Raw genomic sequence first — 23,153 nt, 5'->3', positions numbered from 1 at the left:
ACTCACCCGCTGTGCTTTAAAATTTATTGCTGTAATTGTTGTAAAGTTTCTGTCAGATGCTGTTGTGCTTTAGTGGCACCTAACAATTCAATTGCTTCTCCAATGCCGGGACCATGCATTGAGCGTGTAATCGCAATCCGAATTGGCATATACAATTTACGCCCTTTGACTCCCGTTTCTTGGCGTGTCATTTGAATAGCTTGCATAATTTGCGTCGCGGTAAAGCGTTGCAACTGGCGCAAATGTTTTTCAAATGCCAATAAAGTCGGCAAAGCCTCGTCTTTTTGCAGTTCCGCCATTTCTGTAGCGTCCAGTTGTTTAGGATCGTTAAAGAAAATTTGAGATAATTCGACAATTTGATTCGTATAACTCATTTGATCCTTAAATAAGGACACCAACGCCCGCGCCCATTCAATAGTGGACAAACTTGGCTGAGGTTCAATTAAGCCGGCATCAATTAAATTGGCTAAAGCCAAATCGGCCACCCGACTCAAATCAGCCGCTTTCACATATTGATTATTGACCCATTCTAATTTCTTTTGGTCAAAAGCGGCCGGCGATTTGCTGAGACGCCGAGGATCAAACTGTTTAATAAATTGCTTCCGGGTAAAAATCTCAGATTCACCCACAGGTGACCAGCCTAATAAAGTAATAAAATTAAACATTGCCTCCGGTAAGTAACCCCGTTGCCGATACTGCTCAATAAATTGCAGAACACTTTCATCACGTTTACTTAATTTTTTACCGGTTTCGCTATTAATAATCAAACTCATGTGCCCAAATTCGGGGGCTTGCCAGCCTAAGTATTCATAAATCATTAATTGTTTCGGCGTATTAGCCACATGGTCATCACCACGTAACACATGACTAATTTCCATGAGATGATCATCGATGACTACCGCAAAATTATATGTCGGCATACCATCGCGTTTTTGAATAATCCAGTCACCGCCAATTGTATCGGAATCAAACTGGACTGGGCCTTTGACCAGATCATCCCATTGATAAATCTTATCTTTAGGCACTTTAATCCGGACTACTGGTTTTAAACCTTTAGCTTTAGCGGCCGCAATTTTTGCTTGTTTTTCTTCTTCGCTCAATCCCGCAAATTCGTATTCATAATGCGGCATTTCACCACGAGCTTTTTGCGCTTCTCTTTGGGCTTCTAATTCTTCGGAAGTCTCATAAGAATAATAAGCCGCGCCTTGATCTAGTAATTGTTGAATATATTTTTGGTAGATCTCCCCGCGTTCAGATTGCCGATAAGGACCATAATTACCGCCAATATCCGGACCTTCATCCCAATCAATCCCCAACCATTTTAAGTTCTCTAATTGGCTTTGTTCGCCACCAGCAACATTGCGTTTTTGATCAGTATCTTCTATTCGAATCACAAAGGTACCCTTATTATGGCGGGCAAACAAATAATTAAATAATGCTGTTCGTGCATTACCAATATGCAAATGACCCGTGGGACTCGGAGCATAACGAACTCTAATTTTTTGTTCAGTCAAAACAAGATCCTCTTTCTTGATAAACTTTTAGTACTTACCTTTACCAGCTTACCCGCTGTTGGCCAAAAATCAAAGGGTTATTGCCGAATTTTCAAAAACTTTTTTGATCGCTTCAACAATTGTATGAACCCCAATAATTTCAATCTTATATTGTTCATCAGCCGATAACTGATTATTAGCCGGAATAAAAATTCGACGAAAGCCTAATTTAGCGGCTTCTTTAATTCGCTGTTCAATTAAATTAACTCGGCGAATTTCACCGGTTAAACCAATTTCTCCCACGAAACAGTCTTGAGCAGGCAAGCCTTTGTTGCGGTAGCTGGATACAATCGCCAACGCCATTGCTAAATCAATTGCTGGTTCATCCAAGCGCACGCCTCCCGTAGCTTTTAAATAGGCATCTTGATTTTGCAATAAGATATTGGCCCGTTTCTCTAACACCGCCATAATAACGGATACGCGATTATGATCGAGGCCCGTGGTTGTGCGTTTGGCGGTACCATAAAGGGTCGGGGTAATCAAAGATTGAATTTCTACTAGAATCGGCCGAGTGCCTTCCATAGAGACAACCACAGCGGAACCGGTCGCATTAGCTAACCGCTCTTCTAAAAAAATTTCGGAAGGATTGCTGACTTCTTGTAAGCCATCATTATGCATCGCAAACATGCCAATTTCATTAGTCGAACCAAAGCGGTTTTTCACGGAGCGCAACATGCGATAATTATGATGCAAATCACCTTCGAAATATAACACTGTGTCTACCATATGCTCTAAAATCTTCGGTCCGGCAATAGCTCCGCCTTTGGTTACATGCCCGACGACAAAAATCGTAATGCCCTGCTGTTTTGCAATATTCATTAATTCCGCAGTTACTTCGCGAATTTGCGCGACACTACCCACTGCCGAGGATAATTCCGGTTCATTCATGGTTTGAACGGAATCAATAATCAAGTAATCTGGTTGTTGCTGTGCAATGGCTTGGCGAATGATATTCATATCCGTTTGCGCATACAGAAAAATATTTTGACCACTCACATGTAATCGATTAGCCCGCAATTTAATCTGCGAAGGACTTTCTTCACCCGAAACATATAATACGCGACCGCCCGTCTGCTCTAACTGTCCAGACACTTGCAGCAGCAAAGTTGATTTGCCAATTCCGGGATCGCCACCAATTAAAATGAGAGAACCGGGGACTAATCCTCCTCCTAAAACACGATCGAGCTCAGATAAGCCCGTGACAATCCGCCGTGTTTCATCAAATGCTACTTTTGTTAACGCTGTAGGTTGGGGAACACTATGGGACAACTGCGCTTGTGGAACTTTTGCTTTAGGTCGTTCTAATTCTTCCACAAACTGATTCCAAGCTCCGCAATTTGGACAACGCCCCAACATCCGCGGGGAAACATAACCACAATTTTGACACACAAAATGCGATTTAGTCTTCGCCATAAAACCTCCTAAAATAAACCTGAAGAGCCAAAGCCTCCTTGACGTTCGGGGGCTCGAGCCTCCTTTAGCTCTTGATCCGTCACCAAGTAATTCACAAAAATGCCCTGACAAATCCGCTCACCTTTGTGAATTACTCGATCCCGTGGAAAGAAATTCAACATTTGAACAAAAATCTCACCTTCGTTATGGGGATTATTGTAATAATCGGCATCAATAACCCCTACTGCATTGGGCATCACCAAACCACGTTTCAACGGCCCGCTCGAACGGCTAACTAATAATAAGACCTCTTGGGACGGCATGTAAACTTTTAAGCCTGTCGGCACTAACACAGGTTGCAAAACTTTTTGAGCCTGTTCAAAAAAATTCTCCCGCTTCAAAGCAGAATGCAAATAACTACCTAAAACTTGCGCTAGGGGTTGTCGCCAAATAGTCGGCACTACAAAATCTTCCGAGGCCTCCAGATCATAGCCGGCAGCTGCGCGCGTTTGGCGTTGTGGTAACCGAATGTCTTCTTGTTGATAGCGTGAAACCACTTCAAATCCCCGTTTTTTCACTGAAAATACTCCTTATTATAGATAAATATAGTAAAATCAATTATAGCAAACTTTATGAGGGCAGGAGGATATATTGTTGGAATTTAACCACGAACCTGGTCGCTTTTTTCAGACCGATGCACACGATCAGTTACTGGCCCAATTAACCTATACTATACTCGCAGCTGACATTGTTAGTATTGATCAAGTCTTTGTAGCCCCCGCCTATCGGGGACAGCAAATTGCCACGCAGTTAGTAAGCACCTTTGTTAATTGGGCAAAGTCACATCATTACCAAATTGTTCCCGTCTGTCCTTTTGCACATAAAATGTTTGAACAAAACTCGACTTTTCAAAAATTATGGTACCATCCAGTGTCTAAAGGAGCGCAAAAAAAATGAAGCAAGATCAATTAAAACAAGCTGTCGGTATTAAATCAGTTGATTTTATTCAAGATCATATGACTGTGGGCTTGGGAACCGGCTCCACAGTTTATTACATGGTCGAAGAATTAGGCAAACGCGTGCAAGCCGGTGATTTAACTGTCAACTGTGTCAGCACTTCCCAACGCACTTGGGATCAGGCAAAAAAGCTCGGCATCAACATGTTACCACTAGATCAAGTAGACCACATTGATTTGACTATTGATGGTGCCGATGAAATTGATACTCAATTTCAAGGGGTTAAAGGTGGTGGTGCAGCGTTAACCTATGAAAAAATTGTGGCCTTAAACTCGCAACGCAATTTATGGATTGTTGACCAATCTAAACAAGTTCAACAATTAGGAGCTTTTGGCATCCCACTGGAAGTGATTCCGTTTGGTCATCAACAATTATTGCAACGTTTGGAGGCAGAAAATTTACATCCGCAGTGGCGGATGGATGATCAGGGTCAACCGGTGTTAACCGATATGCATAACTATATTTTTGATTTGCACTTAGACCAGCTGCAACATCCGCATCTTTTAGCAGATTGGTTAGATCATCAAACCGGAATTATCGAACACGGTCTGTTTTTGGATATTGTGAATACCGTCATTGTAGGCACTGCCAACGGACCACAAATTATTGAGAATATTCGCTAAAGCACTAGACGCGACTTGATTTTTCCGTTAAATTCAAATTAAACTTTTTTTATTTTTCAAGGAGGAATTCTATGACTCAAGCTATTGATCCACAAGCAATAAACCAGTTCCAAGCCGATTTGCAAAAACTACCGGCAGCTCCTGCTTTACAAAATAGTGTCGCCCACAACGGGATTTTCAAATCTAGTCTGACCCTCAAATCACAAGCAGCCATGAGCCCCACTTTTTCCATCGAATTAGATACTGGTAAAGTCGCTGACCAACAGCGTTCAGGAATGTGCTGGATTTTTGCAGCTTTAAATACTTTGCGCCACCCTATGCAAAACAAATTCAAACTTAAAGATTTTGAATTGTCAGAAAGTTACATGTTCTTTTGGGATAAATTAGAAAAATCCAATTACTTTTATGAAAATATTATTAAAACGGCGGCGTTGCCACTAGGTGATCGCAAAGTGGATTTCTTATTGGCTACGCCCCAACAAGATGGCGGCCAATGGGATTTAGTTTGTGCTTTATTTGACAAATATGGAGTCGTTCCCAAAAGTGTGATGCCCGATACAGCTAATCGCACGAATTCGGCTGATTTAAATAAAGTATTAAACTTAAAATTACGCAAAGATGCCATTCAATTGCGGCAATTAGTGAATGACCAGGCCCCGGAAACCCAAGTACAAAGCCATAAAGAACAAATGCTCAGTGAAGTTTATCGAATTTTAGTTTTGGCTTTAGGTCAGCCACCAGTTAAATTTGACTGGTCTTATCGGGATGACGATCAAGTTTATCACACAGAACATGACCTCACCCCTTTGACCTTCTATCAAAAATATATTGATATGGATTTGAGTCAATATATTTCCACGATCAATTCACCGACAGCTGACAAACCGTACAATGAAGTTTATACGGTGGAAATGTTAGGCAACGTAGTCGGCGGTCGACAAGTACGCCATTTGAACTTAGATTTAAAGACATTCAAAGAAGCGGCTATTAAGCAACTAAAAAATGGTGAAGCTGTCTGGTTTGGCAGTGACGTGTCCCAAATGGCGGAACGCCAAAGCGGCATTTTAGATACAGATATCTATGATCTGCAAAGTCTCTTTAATATCGACTTCAACTTAACCAAGGCGCAACGCTTAGATTATGCGGAAAGCTTGATGAATCACGCAATGGTATTGACCGGTGTGGATTTGGACGACCAAGGCAAACCACGCAAATGGAAAGTGGAAAACTCTTGGGGCGAAAAAGTGGGCACCAAAGGTTATTTTGTCATGAGTGACGCCTGGTTTGATCAATTTGTCTATCAATTAGTCATTAATAAACAATATCTGTCTGATGAGTTAAATCAAATTTACGATCAAGCAAGCGCACATGTCCTCGCACCTTGGGATCCAATGGGCTCTTTAGCTTAATCATTATCAGAATCTTAGAAAACGAGCACCGTTCATCAAACGCTGGTCGTTTTTTTTATTGCACAAAAACTTTCCGATAAATGATTTGGACCATTTTATTAGAATTATCGCCATGGGGATTATGGCGATTACTAAATAAAATTACAGCGTCTTTGCCGGAATCGGCCATCGCAAAAGCGGCGTCAAAGCCTTGATCGACGCCCCGGGCATAAAAGAAATGTTCAGGTTTCACATTGTAAACCCCACCATTGTACAGACTAGCTACTCCGGGAGTCCGCAACATGATCACATCGGCAGGCCGAATAATTTTTCCTTGGACGATGGCTGCCTGCAAGCGATAAAATTCATAAACGGTGGAATACAATTGATCGGCCCCTGATTCGGAATGCAGTTGCCGTTCATCTAATTTTAAAGGTTGGGAAAAACCAGTTTGATAGTTATCATAGGCATAAGCCGTTGCAGCTTCTGTTTGGCGATGAAAATTAGAGCGGACATCGGTGTGGTGCAAGTGTAAGGGGCGTTTGATTTCCCGTTGAAAAATCTGCGCATAAGACCGGTGGTAAACTTTTTCTAAAATCCGGGCCAATAAAACGTAATTATAATCGCTATAATGCCAAACATTACGATATCGCGGTATGGCTTGCAATTTATGTTGCAAAAAGTGATCTAATTGCGCCCCCCGCAAATTGGGCGGCAGCTGGGCAGTGGTGTCCAGACCCGATTCCATCCGAATTAAGTTCCACAAAGTTATATTTTGGGCCTGGGGTATTTGCGGATAATACTGGGCTAAGGTATTGGTTAAGCGTAATTTATGGCGTTCTTGCGCTTTCATGACTAAAGTGGCCGTGACCGATTTTTGCAGCGACGCTAATTGATAAACCGATCGAATTGTGGTCGGTTTTTGTTGTGCAAAATTAGCAAAGCCCTGGTTGACGATCCACAAAGGCCGTTGGTGCCGAATAATCAACAAAGTTCCACTAAAGGCATTTTTTTGAAGATAATTTTGGACTTCGCTTTGCGCAGCCGGCATTAAGGTGACTGCTTGTACAGGTTGCACGAAACTACTACTCCACAGGCAAATAGAACTACTTATTAAGAATACATATAGAGCTTTTTTGAATTTTTGTTGCATACTTTTAACCTTTACACTCTTAAAACGAAAGTATTAATAGTCCAACATTTTTTACTCTTTATTCTGATTATTGTTGAAAATTATTTAGAAATGATGTTAAATACTCTCATCATCTTATACTGGAAGTCTCAAGAAGTATAGGGAAGTAATTAATGTGGACAAAAATAATTTACACCCAGCCTCCACTGCTACCAAATTATCTGCTGCTGGACTGTTAATTTCACTAGGCGTGGTCTATGGAGATATTGGTACTTCACCGATGTATACTATGTCAGCGCTGATTAACGGCAACGGGGGTTTACGCCATATTTCTACTACTTTTATTTTAGGGTCAGTTTCGTTGATTTTTTGGACCTTAACGATCATTACGACGGTCAAATACGTGCTCATTGCGCTGCGGGCAGACAACCAAGGTGAAGGTGGGATTTTTGCCTTATATACCTTGGTGCGGCAAAAGGCCAAATGGTTAATTATTCCGGCGATGATCGGCGGCGCCTCATTTTTAGCAGATGGGATGATGACTCCAGCGGTCACTGTTACGACCGCGATTGAAGGCCTCAAAGGCATTCCTTTGGGGCGGCATGTGTTGATTGCCAATCAGCATACCGTCATAGTGGTCACCATTCTTATTCTTTCCGGGCTGTTTTTAATTCAGCGTTTTGGTACCGCTAAGATTGGTCAAGCATTCGGCCCCATTATGTTTGTATGGTTCACCGCTTTAGGCTGGTTTGGGTTATATCGTTTGGCTGGTAATTGGTCTTTTTTACGAGCTTTAAATCCCGCATATGCCGTGCGCATATTATGTGATCCCCAAAATCGTAATGGCCTTTTTATTTTGGGCAGTATTTTTTTGGCCACGACTGGTGCTGAAGCCTTGTATTCGGATATGGGACACGTCGGCCGCAATAATATCTATGGCAGCTGGCCGTATGTGAAAGTCAGTTTATTATTAAATTATTTAGGCCAAGCCGTCTGGCTCGATCAAATTAAAATTTCGCGCTTGTATCTCCAAGATCACAATTTAAATCCCTTCTTTGCCATGGTTCCGGCTCATTACCGTCTTTTTATGATCCTTTTAGCAGCGCTGGCCGCCATCATTGCGTCGCAAGCTTTAATTTCCGGCTCTTTTACTTTAGTTTCCGAAGCTACCAAATTAAAAATTCTACCGCGTTTACAAGTGATTTATCCAACGAACTCTAAAGGGCAATTATACATTCCCGCTATTAATCGAATTCTATGGATATTATGCAGTTTAGTGGTGCTGTATTTTCAAAGTTCAGCCAAAATGTCCAGCGCTTATGGTCTGGTCATCACGATCACTATGCTTATGACGACCATTTTGTTAAGTTTTTGGCTACATACTACCAAACTAAAACCTTTTTTGGCTGATTTGATTATTGGCTTCTTTGTAGTCATTGAAGGCATCTTTTTATTAACCAATAGTGTCAAATTTTTTGAAGGCGGCTATGTCACCTTCACGGCCGCAACGCTGTTAGTCGTAATTATGGTTATCTGGCGCTACGGGGAAATTTATCAAAATAATAATACGTTTCATCAAGATTATGTTTCTATCTTGGCTTATAAAAAACAACTGCATGATTTAAGTCAAGATCAGACTTTACCCTTGTATGCTACTAATTTAGTTTATTTAACTAAAATGTCAAAGGGCAACCATATAAAAAAGGACATTCTTTACTCTATTTTGGATAAACGTCCCAAACGCGCCCAAGTGTACTGGTTTGTCACGGTCAATGTCACTGATGATCCTTACACCGCTGCTTATAGTGTTGATACTTACGACACTAATTATATGGTTAATGTTCAACTCTATTTAGGTTTTCGGATCGAGCAAAAAGTCTCGGTATTTTTAAAACAAATTGTCAATGAAATGATGTTACGCGGTGAATTGCCCCGCCAGCCGCAACAATATTCAACTATTCCTAATCGGGAAGTGGGAGACTTTGCTTTTGTTTTGATTCAAGAAATCCTATCCCCAGATACCCAATTAGATCATTGGCAAAAGCATCTAATTCAAGCGCGGCTGTGGTTAAAAAAATACACCATCAGTCCGGTTAATTGGTTTGGGTTGTCGTATAGTGAAGTGGTTTTGGAACGCGTACCGGTGATTTTGGGGCAGCTCAATTCCACCAGTTTACGCTTAAAACGGCAAGTTCAATCTACCAACACCAATCAGTCGGAGTGATCCTGGAGGATCCATCTGAAAGCATAGCTTCTGGGATTATCCCGCGTTGTTTTCCAACCGCCAGTTTGTTATAAATCTAGTTTTAGAAGAATGGTCGTGATATGATGAATTCAAAATCACTTTGAAGGATTCGTGACTAATAACTATGAAGTGGAAAAGTTCCCTGATAAATCACAAACCAAGCACTAATAACCGGCTTTCTCTGGCCGGGATTATCGTGGCGCTTGGGGTCGTGTACGGCGACATTGGTACTTCACCGATGTACACCATGGCCGCCTTGATTAGTGGTAACGGTGGCTTACAAAATATTTCTACAGATTTTATTTTAGGCTCCGTGTCGTTAATTTTTTGGACGTTAACTATTGTCACCACCACCAAATACGTCTTGATTGCTCTGCGCGCGGATAACCATGGTGAAGGTGGAATTTTTGCTTTATATACCTTAGTCCGTAAAAAAGCTAAATGGTTGATTATTCCGGCGATGATCGGCGGGGCCACCTTTTTAGCCGATGGGATGATGACGCCGGCAGTCACCGTGACGACGGCCATTGAAGGTTTAAAAGGTGTCACTATTTTTAATAGTGTGTGGATTCATAACCAAAAAACCGTCATTTTAGTCACAGTCATCATTTTATCTATTCTTTTTTTTATTCAACGTTTTGGGACAGAAGCCATTGGCCGCGCTTTCGGCCCGATCATGATGTTATGGTTTACGTGCTTGGCCTTAATCGGTTTATACCGCCTCGCTGATGATTGGAGTTTTTTGCGGGCCTTAAATCCTTTGTACGCGGTGCAAACCTTATTCAGTCCCCAAAATAAAAATGGGCTTTTCATTTTAGGCAGCATCTTTTTGGCTACAACGGGTGCAGAAGCTCTTTATTCTGATATGGGTCATGTGGGGCGCAATAATATTTATGGTAGTTGGCCCTATGTCAAAATCTGTTTATTAATTAATTATTTAGGTCAAGCCGTGTGGATCAACCAAATTAAAGATCAGCCCTTATTTCAACAAATGGATGGTTTAAATCCTTTCTTTGCGATGATTCCATCACAATTTCGTTTAGCGATGACCTTTTTGGCAGCGATGGCGGCGATTATTGCTTCGCAGGCCTTAATTTCCGGTTCGTATACTTTGGTTTCCGAAGCTACTAAATTAAAAATTTTACCGCGTTTGAGAATGGTTTATCCGACCAATTTTAAAGGTCAACTTTATATTCCGGCGGTCAACAATATTATTTGGATCCTCTGTTTAGGTATTGTTATTTTCTTTCAAACTTCCGCACGAATGTCTGCAGCTTATGGGTTGGAAATTACGATTACGATGATTATGACCACCATCTTGTTAAACGCTTGGTTAGCCACCAGCAACTTCAATAAATTTTTTGCTAAGTTAATTGTGATTTTCTTTTTTAGTATTGAAACTATCTTTTTGATCACAAATAGTATTAAATACCTGCATGGCGGCTACGTTACATTGGGAATTGCTTTGGTGATCATTATGATTATGATCATTTGGCATTATGGAGAATTGCTTAAAAACGATAATACTTTTCACCGGGAGTATGTTTCGCTTTTAGCCTATAAAAACCAACTGAAAAATCTCAGCCAAGATCAAAGTATGCCCTTATATGCTACCAATTTAGTTTATTTAACCCATGTGCATAATGGTTACAAAATTAAAAAAGATATTTTATATTCCATTCTGGACAAACGTCCTAAAAGAGCCCAAGTATACTGGTTTGTGACCGTTAATGTAACGGACAATCCTTATACGACCGCTTATAGTGTTGATACTTATAACACGAATTATATGGTTAATGTTCAATTGTATCTGGGATTTCGGATGGAACAAAAAGTTAACCTCTTTTTGCGGCAAATTATTAATGAAATGATGATTAAAGGGGAACTACCGCGGCAACCGCAACAATATACCACGATTCCTGATCGGAGCGTGGGCGATTTTACATTTGTCTTAATTCAAGAAGTGCTCTCCCCCGATACGCAATTGGACAATTTAAAAAAGAATATCATCCAAGCGCGGCTTTGGTTACAAAAATATACGGTCACTCCGGCCATTTGGTTTGGCCTTTCTTATAGCGATGTGATCGAAGAACGCGTACCGCTAGCTTTAGGGCGCATGCGCTCAGATCGCTTACGCTTGGTCAAACGCGAACCCATTATCAACTATACTAACGATGAGCTGGACGAAGACGAAACAGATGACGATTAAAAAAACTCTGGGTCAGTTAAGGACCCAGAGTTTTTAATTGGGAAAAGCTGCTGCTTAGCGTGAGCAAGGAAGCAAAAGCTAAGTTAACACAGTTTTGGAGCGGATTCGCAGGTGCTGATCCATCTCGTAAATAATCGGCTGGCCATTGGCGACTTCGACGTGATTAATTTGTTGATCGTCAATCGCCTCTAAATATTTAATCAAGGCCCGTAAGGTACTACCATGAGCCACAATCAATTGATTATGCCCAGTGATTAAAGCCGGACCCACATGATCTTGAAAATATGGGACCGTCCGCTGTAGAGCCATTTTTAAGCTCTCAGACCAGGGTAAAATGGTTTGTGGGTAACGTTGATAGACCCGTAAGTGGGTATCTCGCTGCGTTAAAGGGGGCGGCACTACAGCATAACTACGACGCCACAAAGCTACTTGTTTTGCTCCATATTGCTGGCGGGTTTGATCTTTGTTACGTCCTCGTAAAGCACCATAATGCCGTTCATTTAAACGCCACGATTTAGTTAATGGCACTGCGGCGGCGTGACAAACGGTCTGAATAATCATCGCCGTTTGAATTGCACGTTGTAATACCGAAGTATGGACCGCCTCAAAGCCCACTCCAGCTTGGTAAAGTTTTTGGCCTGCTAGGCGGGCTTGTTCTTTGCCCTGAGCAGTTAAGGGTACATCCGACCAACCAGTATATTGATTCAAAGCATTCGCCTGGCTTTGTCCATGGCGTATTAAAATTAGTTGAACCATTTTTTCACCTATACCAATCGCATAACCATCATCATTAAAAGGGGCACCATAATTAAACTAAAACAAGTCGTGGCGGTAACCATCACTGCCGCATAATTCGAATCTGCATGATATAATTTAGCTACTACCGGCGCATTAGTCATAACCGGCATCGCCGATTGAATAATAAAAACCGCCTTCATTAAATTGGGCACGGTCAGAGGTAATACTAATATCGTCATTAAAATGGGAGCTAACAAGAATCTACCCAAGAAAATGCCGGCCATGTCTTTGGACGGACGAATATTGCGCAAGCCCATTTGGGCTAATTTCATACCGATAAAAAACATAGATAAAGGTATCGTCAAATTACCCAAATAGTGTAAATCGGACTCCACAAAAGGCGGTAATTTAATTTGCAGGCATACCAGAACTATCCCCATCATAAAGCCTAACAACGGTGGTGAAAAGATTTTTTGCACTATTTGCCACAAATTAAAACCGGGATGGGTTTGACCATCACTGCGAATCAAGTAAACGCCCAGCGTCCAAAAAAAGGTGGTATTTGCCATATAATAAACTAAGACATACGGAATACTGGCCTTGCCAAAGAGCGCCATATTCACGGGTAAACCCACAAAAACGGTATTGGAATTGGCAAACATAGATTTAAACAACCCGCGATGATGGGGATCGATCTGAAAAAACCACTGCACCAAATAAGAAAGGCCAAAAAGTAAAGTCATCGATAAAATGGGAAATTGCAGATCAGGTAAAATCTTTAATAAATGTCCCCGCGTGAATTGGGTGGTAATCGTATTAATCATATAACAGGGCAAGGCTATTTGCGTGACTAATTTAGAGGTAATTTTACTATAATGTTCATCAAACCAGCCCTGCACTGTGAGCCAATATCCAGTGGCAATTAAGACTAAAATAATTAAAACACCACTTACGCTATGCATTAACAATCAGAAAACCTCGATTAAAAAATAATTTACTTTTTATCTTAACATTAACTAGACTATTTTTTGAGGAAAGATAAAATAAAATAGTAAATAAGAGAGGAAATAAGGAACTAGTGAAGCGTTGGAAAACTTGGGTCCGCAAAAACCAATTTGCCATTAAATTGGAAGCGGGCATTTTACTCACCATAATCGTTTTAACTTATTTAATTACCCATGTAGTTTGGTTTAACGGCACCGTGGCCGGCAAATCGATGGAACCTAATTTTTATAAAGGTGATCACTACTTTGCTTCCCAAACGGCTACTATTCGCCGAGGCGACATTGTTGTGATCAATCCTCCCGGTTCCAGTCAGCAGAAACTGTTTATTAAACGAGTTATTGCCCTACCACATGACCAAATCAGCTCTCATGATGACACGACCTATATCAACCATCACGCTATTGCCGAACCTTATTTAGATCCCTACAAAGCACGGTTGCGGCCGGGCATGTTACTCACCAAGAATTTTACTCTTCATAAACTTTTTGGGATTCGTCGGGTTCCGCAAAATAGTTATTTTGTCATGGGGGATAATCGGCGCCAATCGGTGGATAGTCGCCATTTTAATGCCGTTAACCGGCGCGATATTATTGGTGTAGTTAAATTACGTTTTTGGCCGCTGAATCGTTGGACCATCTATTAGAACTGCTCTCAGCCGCAATGGCCCAAATTAGTGGGAAGTATCCTGATGATGGATGAGCGTTTCATCCAAGCCGGTTTGACATTCTGCTTGTAAAGTAACATGTTCAATACCGTACTGCTTGGTCAATAGATTCGTGATTCGCTGGTATAAATCTTCTAATTGGGGAATGGTTTCGGTCGCCTTCACATTAATATGGGCATCAAAAGCAATTAAATGTTCATCGATTCGCCAAACATGTAGATGATGCAATCCGACCACTTCGGGAAATTGTTGCAAAATGGTCTGTTTAATGGCCTCTAAATCCAATTGGGGACTCGCCTCCATTAAAATCAAGACCGTTTGTTTCACAACGCCAAAGGACTCTTTCATAATCCACAGTGCCGTCAACACGGTAATCACCGGATCAGCCCAAGTCCAATGCAAATACTTCACCAAAAGAGCGGCGATAATCACACCAACTGAAGACAAAGTGTCCGAAGCCATATGTAAAAAAGTCGCTTTAATGTTTAAACTCTCATGCGAGCCCTGCAACATCAACAACATAGAAAATAAGTTGGCCAGCAACCCGATAATCGAGACTACCAACATTAAACCACCATTAATATGCTGCGGATGTCCTAAGCGTTTAATACTTTCGATAACCAAGACCAAAGTAATCGCAATTAAAATCGCAGCATTCACAAACGCGGCCAAAATTTCCGCGCGCTGATAACCAAAGGTCTGGCGTTCGTTGCTTTCCTTTTTACTAATCAAGTGGGCAACAAAGGAAATAATAATCGATAAGGTGTCTTCCATATTATGAAAGCCATCGGAGATTAATCCCAAACTACCCGCTAACAGACCGCCAATAATCTCGGCCAGCGTAATGACCGCATTTAATACGGTCACAATTGCAAAACGGCCCGCAGACAATGTTGCTTTATGCTTATGTTCCATCCCACTACCCCCCATTGGAGTTGATTTTAGGCTAAACTAACAAAACATGCAACCCTACTTAAAAAGTCAACCCTTATGGGTTGACTCAAGCATATATACTATTTCCCAGTGTCATTATGTTAAAATATACTTATGAGTATTATTAACCTAGCGCCACCAATTAACATTAATGAGGGAGCTTCACATTTACCCTAATTGGGCGCCGCACATCCAACGAGTCCGCATAGGTTAGTTGTACATAACGTTTCATACGTGCTGCAGCTTCTCTTTTGGAAACATTATGACAAATTCGTTTGGTCACAACCTGTTCACCATCTACTTTGTTAAACATTCCTGTAACTTCATAGTCACAGATATGGCGTGCAAACATTGACATTTTTACCCCTCCATTTGTGATCTTCAACCAGAATGTTATATCATGAATTTAGGCATAATTCAATCATTGATTTCAAAGTTTTTTGATTTTTTTAATTGTTAACTGTTTCATTTAGCTAAAAGCATGTATACTAATACAGATGGAGGTCTTTTTATGTCTCAAAGTAAACCAACTCCCAAACATAAATTTAAAACTAAATTAAACCGTGATGGTCTCCAAACTCCTCCCGGGGGATTTCGTTCAACAACGCAAAATCAACAAATAGCCGCCTCCCAGCAAGCGGGAGAACCCGCTCAGCCAACTGCTAATGGTGCCAATTCATCGCCAGCGCCCAACTATCCCCAGAATCCGGAATTAGAATACAAGCAAAGTCAAGAACAATTAAAAGATCAACGTGTGACGCGCACGCGGCAGCAACGAAATAGTACCGTGTGGTATAAAAAACCCTTCGTCTGGATTTTAGCTGGATTGATTGTTATTGTGGGACTCATTTTAGCAGTCTTTTTATTCATTAATCGCCCCACGCCAAGTGCTTCGACTCCGGCCAGCCCCACCAGCAGTTCCGTTAGCAAAAAAGCGAAACTGACAACTAAGCCGAAGCTCAAAACGAAACAGGCTCCTAAAAAGCTGCAACCAGACCAAAAAGTACAAAACGAGCCAAATAAAAAGAATGATGAAACCAAACGTCACTGGAATAACCCTGGATCTTATGACAATATGAAATATGATAATGATGACTTTACTATTCAATTAAATAACTCCAGTGACGGGGTTAAACTCATTCCGGATAGTGATCAAAAACCAGCCCTTTATATTGAATATACTTTTACCAATAAGAGCAAGCAACCCCTCAAACCGCAAGATGCCGTTGGGAAAGATATTCAATTAAAACAAAATGACCAAGTTTTAACAGGAATCGGTCCGGCGGGCGACAATCAAGACGCACAAAATAAAATTAATGCCGCCCAAAAAGCTGTTGATCCGGGACAAAAAGCCGACGTGGCCATGATGTTTGTCGTCGCCAATACAAAAGACCAAATCATCATGTCGTTTAAAAACTTGGAAACAGATCAATTTATCACCACAACACAACCATTTAAATTATAGTAAAAAAGATCTTTGACAGAAGCACGACTCAGAATGCTCGTCGCCACTGCAAAGATCTTTTTTTGTATTGTGTATATGTCGCGAAAAATTTTTAAAAAATTGTCAAAACAACAACTTACGAAGGAATGCTTATTATAACAGTACTTGAGTTATGGCTAAGACTACGGGAATGACAATGACAAACAGGACCGTCGTCGTTGTCACCACATTGGTGGCAAATGGAACATCACCATGTGACTCACCTACTAAAATGGGCAAAACGGCCAACGCTGGGGTGGCAGATTGCACCATCAAGGTATTAATTTCCATACCGGCTAAATGCGGACCGATCGAAGCAGTGCCAAGCATAATTAAGCCCAGCATTAGCGCTGGTACCAGCACAAAGCGGCCTAAAATGACCACCAGCGTATCACGATCTAAATGTAAGGACTTTAAGCCGGCATCTGCCAAGATGATCCCAATGTAAATTAAAGACAGCGGCGTCACAATCCCGCCTACCATGTTTAACACACTGGTAATCCAATTAGGAATCGGTATTGCAATTAATAAACAGACTAAAGCCAACAAAAAGCCGACTAAAGGAGCTGGTAATAATTTGCGCCAATTGAATCCGCCAGTTTTTTGACTAGACGCGGTCGGATCATCACTGGAAATGAAAAAGACCCCAATGGCCCATGTGGAAATTGTATTGACCACATAGTAAACCAAGAAATACGGCATACTTTTTTGCCCAAATAACGCAATATTCAACGGCAAACCAATAAAAATAGTATTGGCATTAGTAATCGCATTAATGAAGGTACCGCGCCGACCAGGACGTACATGGAGCCCTTTACTTAATAACCATGAAATGAGATAACTTAAGGCAATACATATCACGGCATAAATTAAGCCCCCAGTTAATCCCAACAGTTTGTCACGGGTTAAATACTTCATCACTGACGCAAAAATCGAAGCCGGTAAAGCGACATTCATGATCAAATAGGAAATATTACCTTTAAACTGATCTCCTAATTTATAGGAATTTCGCAGCCAGTAGCCTAATGCAATAACGATTAAAATTTCAACTACACTGGTTAAAGAAGCAACTATCGCCTGCATAAGCTAACTCCACTGGGAATAAGAGGGCTGCCAACGCTGCGCAGCAATCGCTTGTTCACCATCACGATATTCTCTTTGATTTAAATGTTCTTGCAGCGCTTGTTGGGCGACACTTTTAGCCAACGTTTGCGAAAACAAATTAATCTTTTTGACCGGCGGCAAAACCGCTGCTCCGGGCTGCTTCGAATCTACCAAACCGCCCAAGGAATGCGCGGCGACACTGATCATACTATCACTTAAAATCTTGGCATTGACTGCTAAAGCACCCAAACCTAGACCGGGATAAACCAAGGCATTATTAGCCTGCCCAATCTCATAGCGGGTTCCTTGATAATCGACTGGTTCCGCTGGGATGCCCGTAGCGATCAAAGCCTGTCCCTGAGTCCACTTAATGAGATCTGCTGCTGTAGCTTCCGCCAATTTGGTCGGATTAGATAAAGGAAAAATAATCGGACGCGCCGTGTGGGCGGCCATTTCAGTAACGACCTTCTGTGTAAATGCTCCGGCCTGCGTTGAAGTACCTACCAAAATAGTCGGATGCACCGCCTGCACAACGCTCAGTAAATCGGTTAATTGTTCCGGATGGGCAAATTCATGCCGCTGGCGGGTAAATTGCTTTTGTTCCGGTGTTAAATCAGGCGTATCTGCAAATAAAAGACCCTGCTTATCCACTAGGTAAAAATGTTGCCGGGCTTGTTCCGGGCTTAAGTTGCTTTGAAGCATTTCTGTGTAAATTTGTTGAACAATACCAGTGCCGGCAGTTCCTGCACCATAACAAAGATAAGTTTGATCAGTTAACTTTTCTCCGCTAATTTTTAAAGCGCCTAAAATCCCCGCCAAAACAATAATACCTGTTCCTTGAATATCATCATTAAACGTTAAAATGTGGGAACGATACCGACTTAAAATTTGTGCGGCATGGTCACGGCCAAAATCTTCGAAATGAAGATACATATCAGGAAATAGCTGTTCGGCTGTCTGGACGAAATTATCCACAAATTGATAATAGTGCTCTCCGCTAATTCGGCGATGGCGATTACCTAAATAAAGCGGATCTTGTAATAATTGCTGATTATTAGTTCCTACATCTAAAACAACCGGCAACACTGTGGCCGGATCAACTCCTGCTGCAGCTGTGTAAACCATTAATTTACCGACCGAAATATCCACGCCTTGTACGCCCCAGTCGCCAATCCCCAGAATGGCTTCACCATCAGTTACGACAATCAGCTTAATATTGCGACCAGCCGCGGCGTTTTCCAGCGTAGCTTGGATCTGTTCTGGTTGGTCAATCGATAAAAAAGCCGCGTTTTGCGGATTAACAAATAAATGACTATAATTTTGAATCGACTCTGCAATCGTCGGATCGTAGACAATGGGCATGAATTCCGTGACATGTTCACTAAATAATTTAAAAAACAAAACCCGATTCGTATTAAAAATAGTCATTAAAAAGATCCGCTTTTCTAAAGCGGTGGCTTTCTCTTGATATTGTGAATAGATCTCTTGCGCTTGTTCCGCTAAAGATTGGACTCGCGGAGGCAGCATCCCTACTAAATGATATTTTTGTCGATCCTGTTGACTAAAAGCAGTACCTCGGTTCAAAAAAGGATCATTTAAAAGTGCTTGACCAGTTTTTATCATCTTCTTCACTCCTTACAAAATCACAATAAAGCCCAAGGAGCAGAGGAGCAAATATTATGCTTAAAATAGCAGGCGTACACCTGCGTACTGTGTGCAATTAATCGTTTCAAAATGACAAAAATGAACTCGTATACTCTTTTAGACAGAACAAAAAAAATAGCCCCCGACGGGACTATTTTTAAAGAGCTATCCAAATTAGTGTTTAGATTTGTAAGCAAAGCTGCCGAATAAGAAGGTCATTCCGGCTAATAAAGCACCAGCAACGGTTAGACTTTGAGCTTCATTAGCATTTTCACCAGTCTGTGGTAAGTTGTTCTTGTTAGCGCTAGCAGCCTTTTGATTTGGATCCTTAGTTTGCTTGTTGTTATTAGCATTAGCAGCGCCATTATTATTAACTGGTGTTAAACCACCATTATTGGCCCCATTGTTAGAAGAGTTGGATTGACCATTATTATTAGCACCGTTGTTATTGGAACCGTTGTTATCAGGCTTCTGATTATCTTTGCTTACGGAAGCAAAACCACTGTTGTAACCTTCAACAAAGGCAGCACTCTTGCCAGTTAAGTCAGCTTTAGCATTGCCAGCCAGGGCATCTTTTTCGCCAGCCTCATAGCCGTCTAACCAATCCTTGGCAGCTGCATATTCAGAGTTGGCTTTGTCAACATCAGCTTGAGCAGCATCTACCGCCTTTTGGGCAGCACCTGCAGCATCTTGTTTAGCAGTTACAGCAGCTTCAGCAGTTTCTAGTTGTTTATTAGCTGCATCCATGGATGGTTTGAGCGTATTGACCAACTCATTCATTTTGGCCTGTTCTGCACCTAAAACAACATTGCCATCATCTAGTGCCTTTTGGGCAACATCGACATCTTTAGCCTTGGCGCTAACAGCGTCTTGAGCTGCTTCTTCTTGCTTTTCAGCGGAGTCAAAGATATCCTTCAAGCTTTGGGTTAATTGATCCATTTCTGCTTGAGAAACATCCAAATTTTGATGAGCCTTTGATAAGGCATCCTTGGAACTATCAGCAGCACTTTGAGCTTTGCCAACTTGTTCTTTAGCGGCGTCAGCTTTACCTTTAAGATCTTTAGCTGTGCCACTAGCAGAATCAACGGCATCTTTGGCTTTGCCCAAGTTCAACTTAGCATTATTAAAATTATTCTTAGCATTCTTAACTTGTTGCTCTAAAGCAGCTTTTTCTGCCTCAAGAGGCGCCTTTTTATCATCTGCATTTTGTTTTGCTGCACTTAATGCTTGCTCTTTACTTTTTGCAACGTCCTGAGATGCTTGTAATTTTTGACTTGCAGCATTAACTAAACTATCTTGCTCTTGAGTTACTTTATTTAAATCATCAGTGGTAGTTTTAACCTCATTTTGGGCATTGCCCGCGTCTACTGTAGCATTTCCATAATTTACAGATAATTCACCAAGCTTACTAATCAATTGATTAACTGTGTCCGTGTCACCATTCTTTCTAGCTTCATCAATCTGTGCAGTTAGACCTTCCATTTGTGATTTTAAGGTTTTTTGTTTCCCTTGTGCATTAGATAATTTTTGATTTGCACTCTCAACCGCTTGTTTTTTAGGAGCAACTTGAGCCTCTTTGGTAGTTAGAGCATTTTGATATGCTGTATTATCTTGGGTAACTTGTTTATTGGCATTCTCAAGTTCACTTTGTTTTGATGCAACATCAGCATTAGCCTGAGCAATCGGACCATTTGCATCGTTAAGTTCTTTTTCTATTTGTTCCATTCTCAAGGTTTGAGCATTAGTTACCGTGTTAACCGTGTTAGAAGCACTAATTACATTATCTTGAGCTTTTTCAAAAGCAGCTTGAGCTGTATTAACTTTGGAATCGGCCTCAGTAGAAGCATTGGCAGCACTAGTATAATTTTGACCAGCTGTTTCCAAAGCTGCCTGGTTTTGAGACAAAGCATTTTGGGCCAGTATCAATTCTTGCTTGAATTGATTAACTTTTTGTTGTTGTGCATCCAATTGGTCTTGTGCACCTTTGGCCAACTTCTTAGCGTCAGCAATTACTGGAGCTTGCTTATCTCTTTCTGCTGCTAAAGCATCTTTTTTAGCTTGTAAATTGCTCTTAGCAATTTGAACCTTTTGGGCTGCTTGATCAACTTTTTGCTGCTGAGCGTCCAATTGCTGCTGTGCTAACTTATTAACTTGCTTAGCATTGGCGATTGTGGCAGCTTGTTTATCCTTTTCAGCGGCCAAAGCATCATTCTTTTGCTTAAAATCAGCTTTAGCGGCCTCCAATTTCTTCTGCGCTGCATCAACCGCTTTTTGCTTAGCGGCAATGGCATCTTTTGCAGCTTGAATTTTAGCATCGCTTTGAGCAGATACTTTCTTGTAATTCTGTTTTGCAGCTGCCAGTTGCGACGACAAACTATTCGCTTCTTTTTGACTGTCAGTCTTTGAACCAGCTACTTTTTGCAATTGTGTTGCGCACACATTAGCACTGGAAGCAACTGCCGAAACTGCAGGCGCCGTGCCTAAAGCTAAGGCAGAGACCCCCACTAAACCTAGGTAGGTTAATTTCTTCTTATTCATATTTAAACCCCTCTAACATAAACATCATTTAAAACAAAAATATATAAAGAATCTATGTTTTAATTATAAGATTCATACTTTCAAAAATCTAGTCAAATATTCAAAAAAGATCCAAATTTTTATAAATTACTTTTTAGTTTCTAGTTATCAAAATCGATTTACATAATTTTTAAGCAATAATGTTAGAACAAGTTGTAAGGTAGTACACATTGTCCAAACCAGTTACCAAGCTGGAAAATTTGCTTGCACTAACGGCTGATAACGCCTTGTGAATTAGTAAATCGTTGATAAATTACATGATATATTTGTAATTTCTACTGCTACTTTAAAATACTAATTATTCTAAAGCTTTATATTTTCCATGATTTAATTAACCGTTCGCTACTATTTCAATTGATCTGATCATTTTTTAAGGTAACGATCTTTTTTTAAAATCTGAAGCTTTTCTATGGCATTTTGCAATGAAATATCAACCCTGCAATGATCCTTTACGCCGACCAGTACCTGCATAAGATACTTGTGCCAAATTTTTGTCCTCCTTAAATCAACTTATTAATGTCTAAAACTTCTGGTTGTTGCGACGCATGCTTATGTTCTGGACCTGCATAAACATACAATTTTTTAATTGTTGACGGCCAAGAGAATTCTTTGGCAACATTCCCCGAATGGAAGTTTCGATTAAGCGTTCTGGCTTTTCGACCCGCATCTTGCCATCCGAAATAGCTTTCAAACCAACAGGATAATTACTATGATGCTAATAAATTTTAAAAGAGCAAATATTACGCTTAAAACATATCCGACACAGCGTCAACTAATCGTTTCAAAATAATAAAAATGACCCCCCTATATAAAAAAGCAAAAAAAATAGCCCCGACGGGACTATTTTCAAAAAGCTATCCAATTAGTGTTTGGACTTGTAAGCAAAACTGCCGAATAAGAAGGTCATTCCGGCTAATAATGCACCAGCAACGGTTAGACTTTGAGCTTCATTAGCATTTTCACCAGTCTGTGGTAAGTTGTTCTTGTTAGCGCTAGCAGCCTTTTGATTTGGATCATTAGCTTGCTTGTTGTTATTAGCATTAGCAGCACCATTATTATTAACTGGTGTTAAACCACCATTATTGGAACCATTGTTAGAAGAGTTGGATTGACCACCATTATTATTGGCACCATTGTTAGAAGAGTTGGATTGACCATTATTATTATCAGAATTCTGATTGCCTTTGCTTACAGAAGCAAAACCACTGTTGTAACCTTCAACAAAGGCAGCACTCTTGCCAGTTAAGTCAGCTTTAGCATTGCCAGCTTGAGCATCTTTTTCACCAGCATCATAACCATCTAACCAATCCTTGGCAGCTGCATATTTAGCAGCTAAAGAGTCAACTTGGTTATTAGCATCTTGACTATCTTTATTAGCCTGATCAATAACCGGTTTTTGAGCGGCTTGTTCATTAGTTAAATCAGTATTTGCTTTATCAGCATCAG

The 23,153-nt window shown here is 40.8% G+C and carries 19 protein-coding genes and 1 pseudogene; 7 read left to right on the top strand and 13 right to left on the bottom strand.

The features are described from left to right. Nucleotides 1-23: 23 nt before the first annotated feature. The 3 genes from gltX to JG30_RS01750 all read right to left on the bottom strand — a co-directional run bounded on the left by gltX (nt 24) and on the right by JG30_RS01750 (nt 3,523). Nucleotides 24-1,514: a glutamate--tRNA ligase gene (gene gltX / locus JG30_RS01760; RefSeq protein ID WP_046315693.1), complete on the bottom strand. Its 1,491-nt coding sequence runs from the start codon at nt 1,512-1,514 to the stop codon at nt 24-26. A gap of 69 nt (nt 1,515-1,583) precedes the next feature. Beyond that, a complete protein-coding gene (gene radA, locus JG30_RS01755) occupies nt 1,584-2,909 on the bottom strand; it encodes a DNA repair protein RadA (protein WP_376856570.1) in 1,326 nt (441 codons plus the stop codon). 65 nt (nt 2,910-2,974) lie between these two features. Further along, a complete protein-coding gene (locus JG30_RS01750) occupies nt 2,975-3,523 on the bottom strand; it encodes a dCTP deaminase/dUTPase family protein (protein WP_046315689.1) in 549 nt (182 codons plus the stop codon). A gap of 76 nt (nt 3,524-3,599) precedes the next feature. On the opposite strand from JG30_RS01750, the gene JG30_RS01745 reads away from it, so the two are divergent. From JG30_RS01745 to JG30_RS01735, 3 genes are all read left to right on the top strand, one after another. Then, a complete protein-coding gene (locus tag JG30_RS01745) occupies nt 3,600-3,902 on the top strand; it encodes a GNAT family N-acetyltransferase (protein WP_046315687.1) in 303 nt (100 codons plus the stop codon). After that, the gene (rpiA, locus tag JG30_RS01740; RefSeq protein WP_046315684.1) at nt 3,899-4,585 is read left to right on the top strand and encodes a ribose-5-phosphate isomerase RpiA; all 687 of its coding nucleotides are present in this window, start codon (nt 3,899-3,901) and stop codon (nt 4,583-4,585) included. The genes JG30_RS01745 and rpiA overlap by 4 nt, the downstream gene beginning before the upstream one ends. Before the next feature lie 71 nt (nt 4,586-4,656). Beyond that, entirely contained in the window at nt 4,657-5,994 is a 1,338-nt protein-coding gene (locus JG30_RS01735) for a C1 family peptidase (protein WP_046315682.1), read from the top strand. A gap of 55 nt (nt 5,995-6,049) precedes the next feature. Here JG30_RS01735 and JG30_RS01730 read toward each other — a convergent pair whose 3' ends face one another. Continuing rightward, a complete protein-coding gene (locus tag JG30_RS01730; RefSeq protein WP_046315680.1) occupies nt 6,050-7,051 on the bottom strand; it encodes a serine hydrolase domain-containing protein in 1,002 nt (333 codons plus the stop codon). A gap of 229 nt (nt 7,052-7,280) precedes the next feature. Here JG30_RS01730 and JG30_RS01725 point away from each other — a divergent pair, with 229 nt between their 5' ends. Continuing rightward, nucleotides 7,281-9,329: a KUP/HAK/KT family potassium transporter gene (locus JG30_RS01725; protein WP_046315678.1), complete on the top strand. Its 2,049-nt coding sequence runs from the start codon at nt 7,281-7,283 to the stop codon at nt 9,327-9,329. A 145-nt stretch (nt 9,330-9,474) separates the two neighbouring features. Continuing rightward, nucleotides 9,475-11,559: a KUP/HAK/KT family potassium transporter gene (locus JG30_RS01720; protein ID WP_046315677.1), complete on the top strand. Its 2,085-nt coding sequence runs from the start codon at nt 9,475-9,477 to the stop codon at nt 11,557-11,559. A 78-nt stretch (nt 11,560-11,637) separates the two neighbouring features. Here JG30_RS01720 and JG30_RS01715 read toward each other — a convergent pair whose 3' ends face one another. Next, nucleotides 11,638-12,315, bottom strand: a complete 678-nt coding sequence (locus JG30_RS01715) for a 2,3-bisphosphoglycerate-dependent phosphoglycerate mutase (protein WP_046315675.1) — start codon at nt 12,313-12,315, stop codon at nt 11,638-11,640. Between the two features lie 8 nt (nt 12,316-12,323). Continuing rightward, nucleotides 12,324-13,259: an AEC family transporter gene (locus JG30_RS01710; RefSeq protein WP_046317128.1), complete on the bottom strand. Its 936-nt coding sequence runs from the start codon at nt 13,257-13,259 to the stop codon at nt 12,324-12,326. 116 nt (nt 13,260-13,375) lie between these two features. Between JG30_RS01710 and lepB the strand changes: the two genes are divergently transcribed. Further along, on the top strand, nt 13,376-13,945 hold the full coding sequence (gene lepB, locus JG30_RS01705; RefSeq protein ID WP_046315673.1) for a signal peptidase I: 570 nt from the start codon (nt 13,376-13,378) through the stop codon (nt 13,943-13,945). Between the two features lie 27 nt (nt 13,946-13,972). On the opposite strand, the gene JG30_RS01700 is transcribed toward lepB, so the two are convergent. Further along, complete coding sequence (locus JG30_RS01700; RefSeq protein WP_046315671.1) at nt 13,973-14,881, bottom strand: cation diffusion facilitator family transporter; 909 nt, start codon at nt 14,879-14,881, stop codon at nt 13,973-13,975. A 166-nt stretch (nt 14,882-15,047) separates the two neighbouring features. After that, nucleotides 15,048-15,257, bottom strand: coding sequence for a hypothetical protein (locus JG30_RS01695; RefSeq protein ID WP_046315669.1), 210 nt, complete (start codon nt 15,255-15,257; stop codon nt 15,048-15,050). A 153-nt stretch (nt 15,258-15,410) separates the two neighbouring features. Between JG30_RS01695 and JG30_RS01690 the strand changes: the two genes are divergently transcribed. Next, nucleotides 15,411-16,364 (top strand): DUF5067 domain-containing protein, encoded by a 954-nt coding sequence (locus JG30_RS01690; RefSeq protein WP_046315667.1) that lies wholly within the window; start codon nt 15,411-15,413, stop codon nt 16,362-16,364. Between the two features lie 132 nt (nt 16,365-16,496). Here JG30_RS01690 and JG30_RS01685 read toward each other — a convergent pair whose 3' ends face one another. The 5 genes and pseudogenes from JG30_RS01685 to JG30_RS01665 form a co-directional block, all read right to left on the bottom strand. Continuing rightward, complete coding sequence (locus tag JG30_RS01685; protein WP_046315665.1) at nt 16,497-17,465, bottom strand: AEC family transporter; 969 nt, start codon at nt 17,463-17,465, stop codon at nt 16,497-16,499. Between the two features lie 3 nt (nt 17,466-17,468). Continuing rightward, a complete protein-coding gene (locus JG30_RS01680) occupies nt 17,469-19,109 on the bottom strand; it encodes a malolactic enzyme (RefSeq protein ID WP_046315663.1) in 1,641 nt (546 codons plus the stop codon). 195 nt (nt 19,110-19,304) lie between these two features. Further along, complete coding sequence (locus JG30_RS01675) at nt 19,305-21,668, bottom strand: coiled-coil domain-containing protein (protein WP_052725159.1); 2,364 nt, start codon at nt 21,666-21,668, stop codon at nt 19,305-19,307. A 539-nt stretch (nt 21,669-22,207) separates the two neighbouring features. After that, nucleotides 22,208-22,419: pseudogene (locus JG30_RS08950) on the bottom strand (uL13 family ribosomal protein); the annotation flags it as partial. A 150-nt stretch (nt 22,420-22,569) separates the two neighbouring features. After that, on the bottom strand, nt 22,570-23,153 hold a 584-nt coding region (locus JG30_RS01665; RefSeq protein ID WP_046315659.1), incomplete at its 5' end, for an LPXTG cell wall anchor domain-containing protein.

The sequence above is a fragment of the Bombilactobacillus mellifer genome (assembly GCF_000970795.1).
GTDB classification, from domain to species: domain Bacteria; phylum Bacillota; class Bacilli; order Lactobacillales; family Lactobacillaceae; genus Bombilactobacillus; species Bombilactobacillus mellifer.
Note: the sequence above shows the minus strand (reverse complement) of the source record. Positions and strands in the feature narration are given on the sequence as shown.

What these genes read in the sequence shown, in the direction of transcription:
- JG30_RS01685 (WP_046315665.1), bottom strand. Translation starts at nt 17,465, where the DNA reads ATGCAGGCGATAGTTGCTTCTTTAACCAGTGTAGTTGAAATTTTAATC.
- JG30_RS01695 (WP_046315669.1), bottom strand. Translation starts at nt 15,257, where the DNA reads ATGTCAATGTTTGCACGCCATATCTGTGACTATGAAGTTACAGGAATG.
- JG30_RS01720 (WP_046315677.1), top strand. Translation starts at nt 9,475, where the DNA reads ATGAAGTGGAAAAGTTCCCTGATAAATCACAAACCAAGCACTAATAAC.
- JG30_RS01700 (WP_046315671.1), bottom strand. Translation starts at nt 14,881, where the DNA reads ATGGAACATAAGCATAAAGCAACATTGTCTGCGGGCCGTTTTGCAATT.
- JG30_RS01710 (WP_046317128.1), bottom strand. Translation starts at nt 13,259, where the DNA reads ATGCATAGCGTAAGTGGTGTTTTAATTATTTTAGTCTTAATTGCCACT.
- JG30_RS01675 (WP_052725159.1), bottom strand. Translation starts at nt 21,668, where the DNA reads ATGAATAAGAAGAAATTAACCTACCTAGGTTTAGTGGGGGTCTCTGCC.
- JG30_RS01735 (WP_046315682.1), top strand. Translation starts at nt 4,657, where the DNA reads ATGACTCAAGCTATTGATCCACAAGCAATAAACCAGTTCCAAGCCGAT.
- radA (WP_376856570.1), bottom strand. Translation starts at nt 2,909, where the DNA reads ATGTTGGGGCGTTGTCCAAATTGCGGAGCTTGGAATCAGTTTGTGGAA.
- JG30_RS01690 (WP_046315667.1), top strand. Translation starts at nt 15,411, where the DNA reads ATGTCTCAAAGTAAACCAACTCCCAAACATAAATTTAAAACTAAATTA.
- JG30_RS01715 (WP_046315675.1), bottom strand. Translation starts at nt 12,315, where the DNA reads ATGGTTCAACTAATTTTAATACGCCATGGACAAAGCCAGGCGAATGCT.
- rpiA (WP_046315684.1), top strand. Translation starts at nt 3,899, where the DNA reads ATGAAGCAAGATCAATTAAAACAAGCTGTCGGTATTAAATCAGTTGAT.
- JG30_RS01680 (WP_046315663.1), bottom strand. Translation starts at nt 19,109, where the DNA reads ATGATAAAAACTGGTCAAGCACTTTTAAATGATCCTTTTTTGAACCGA.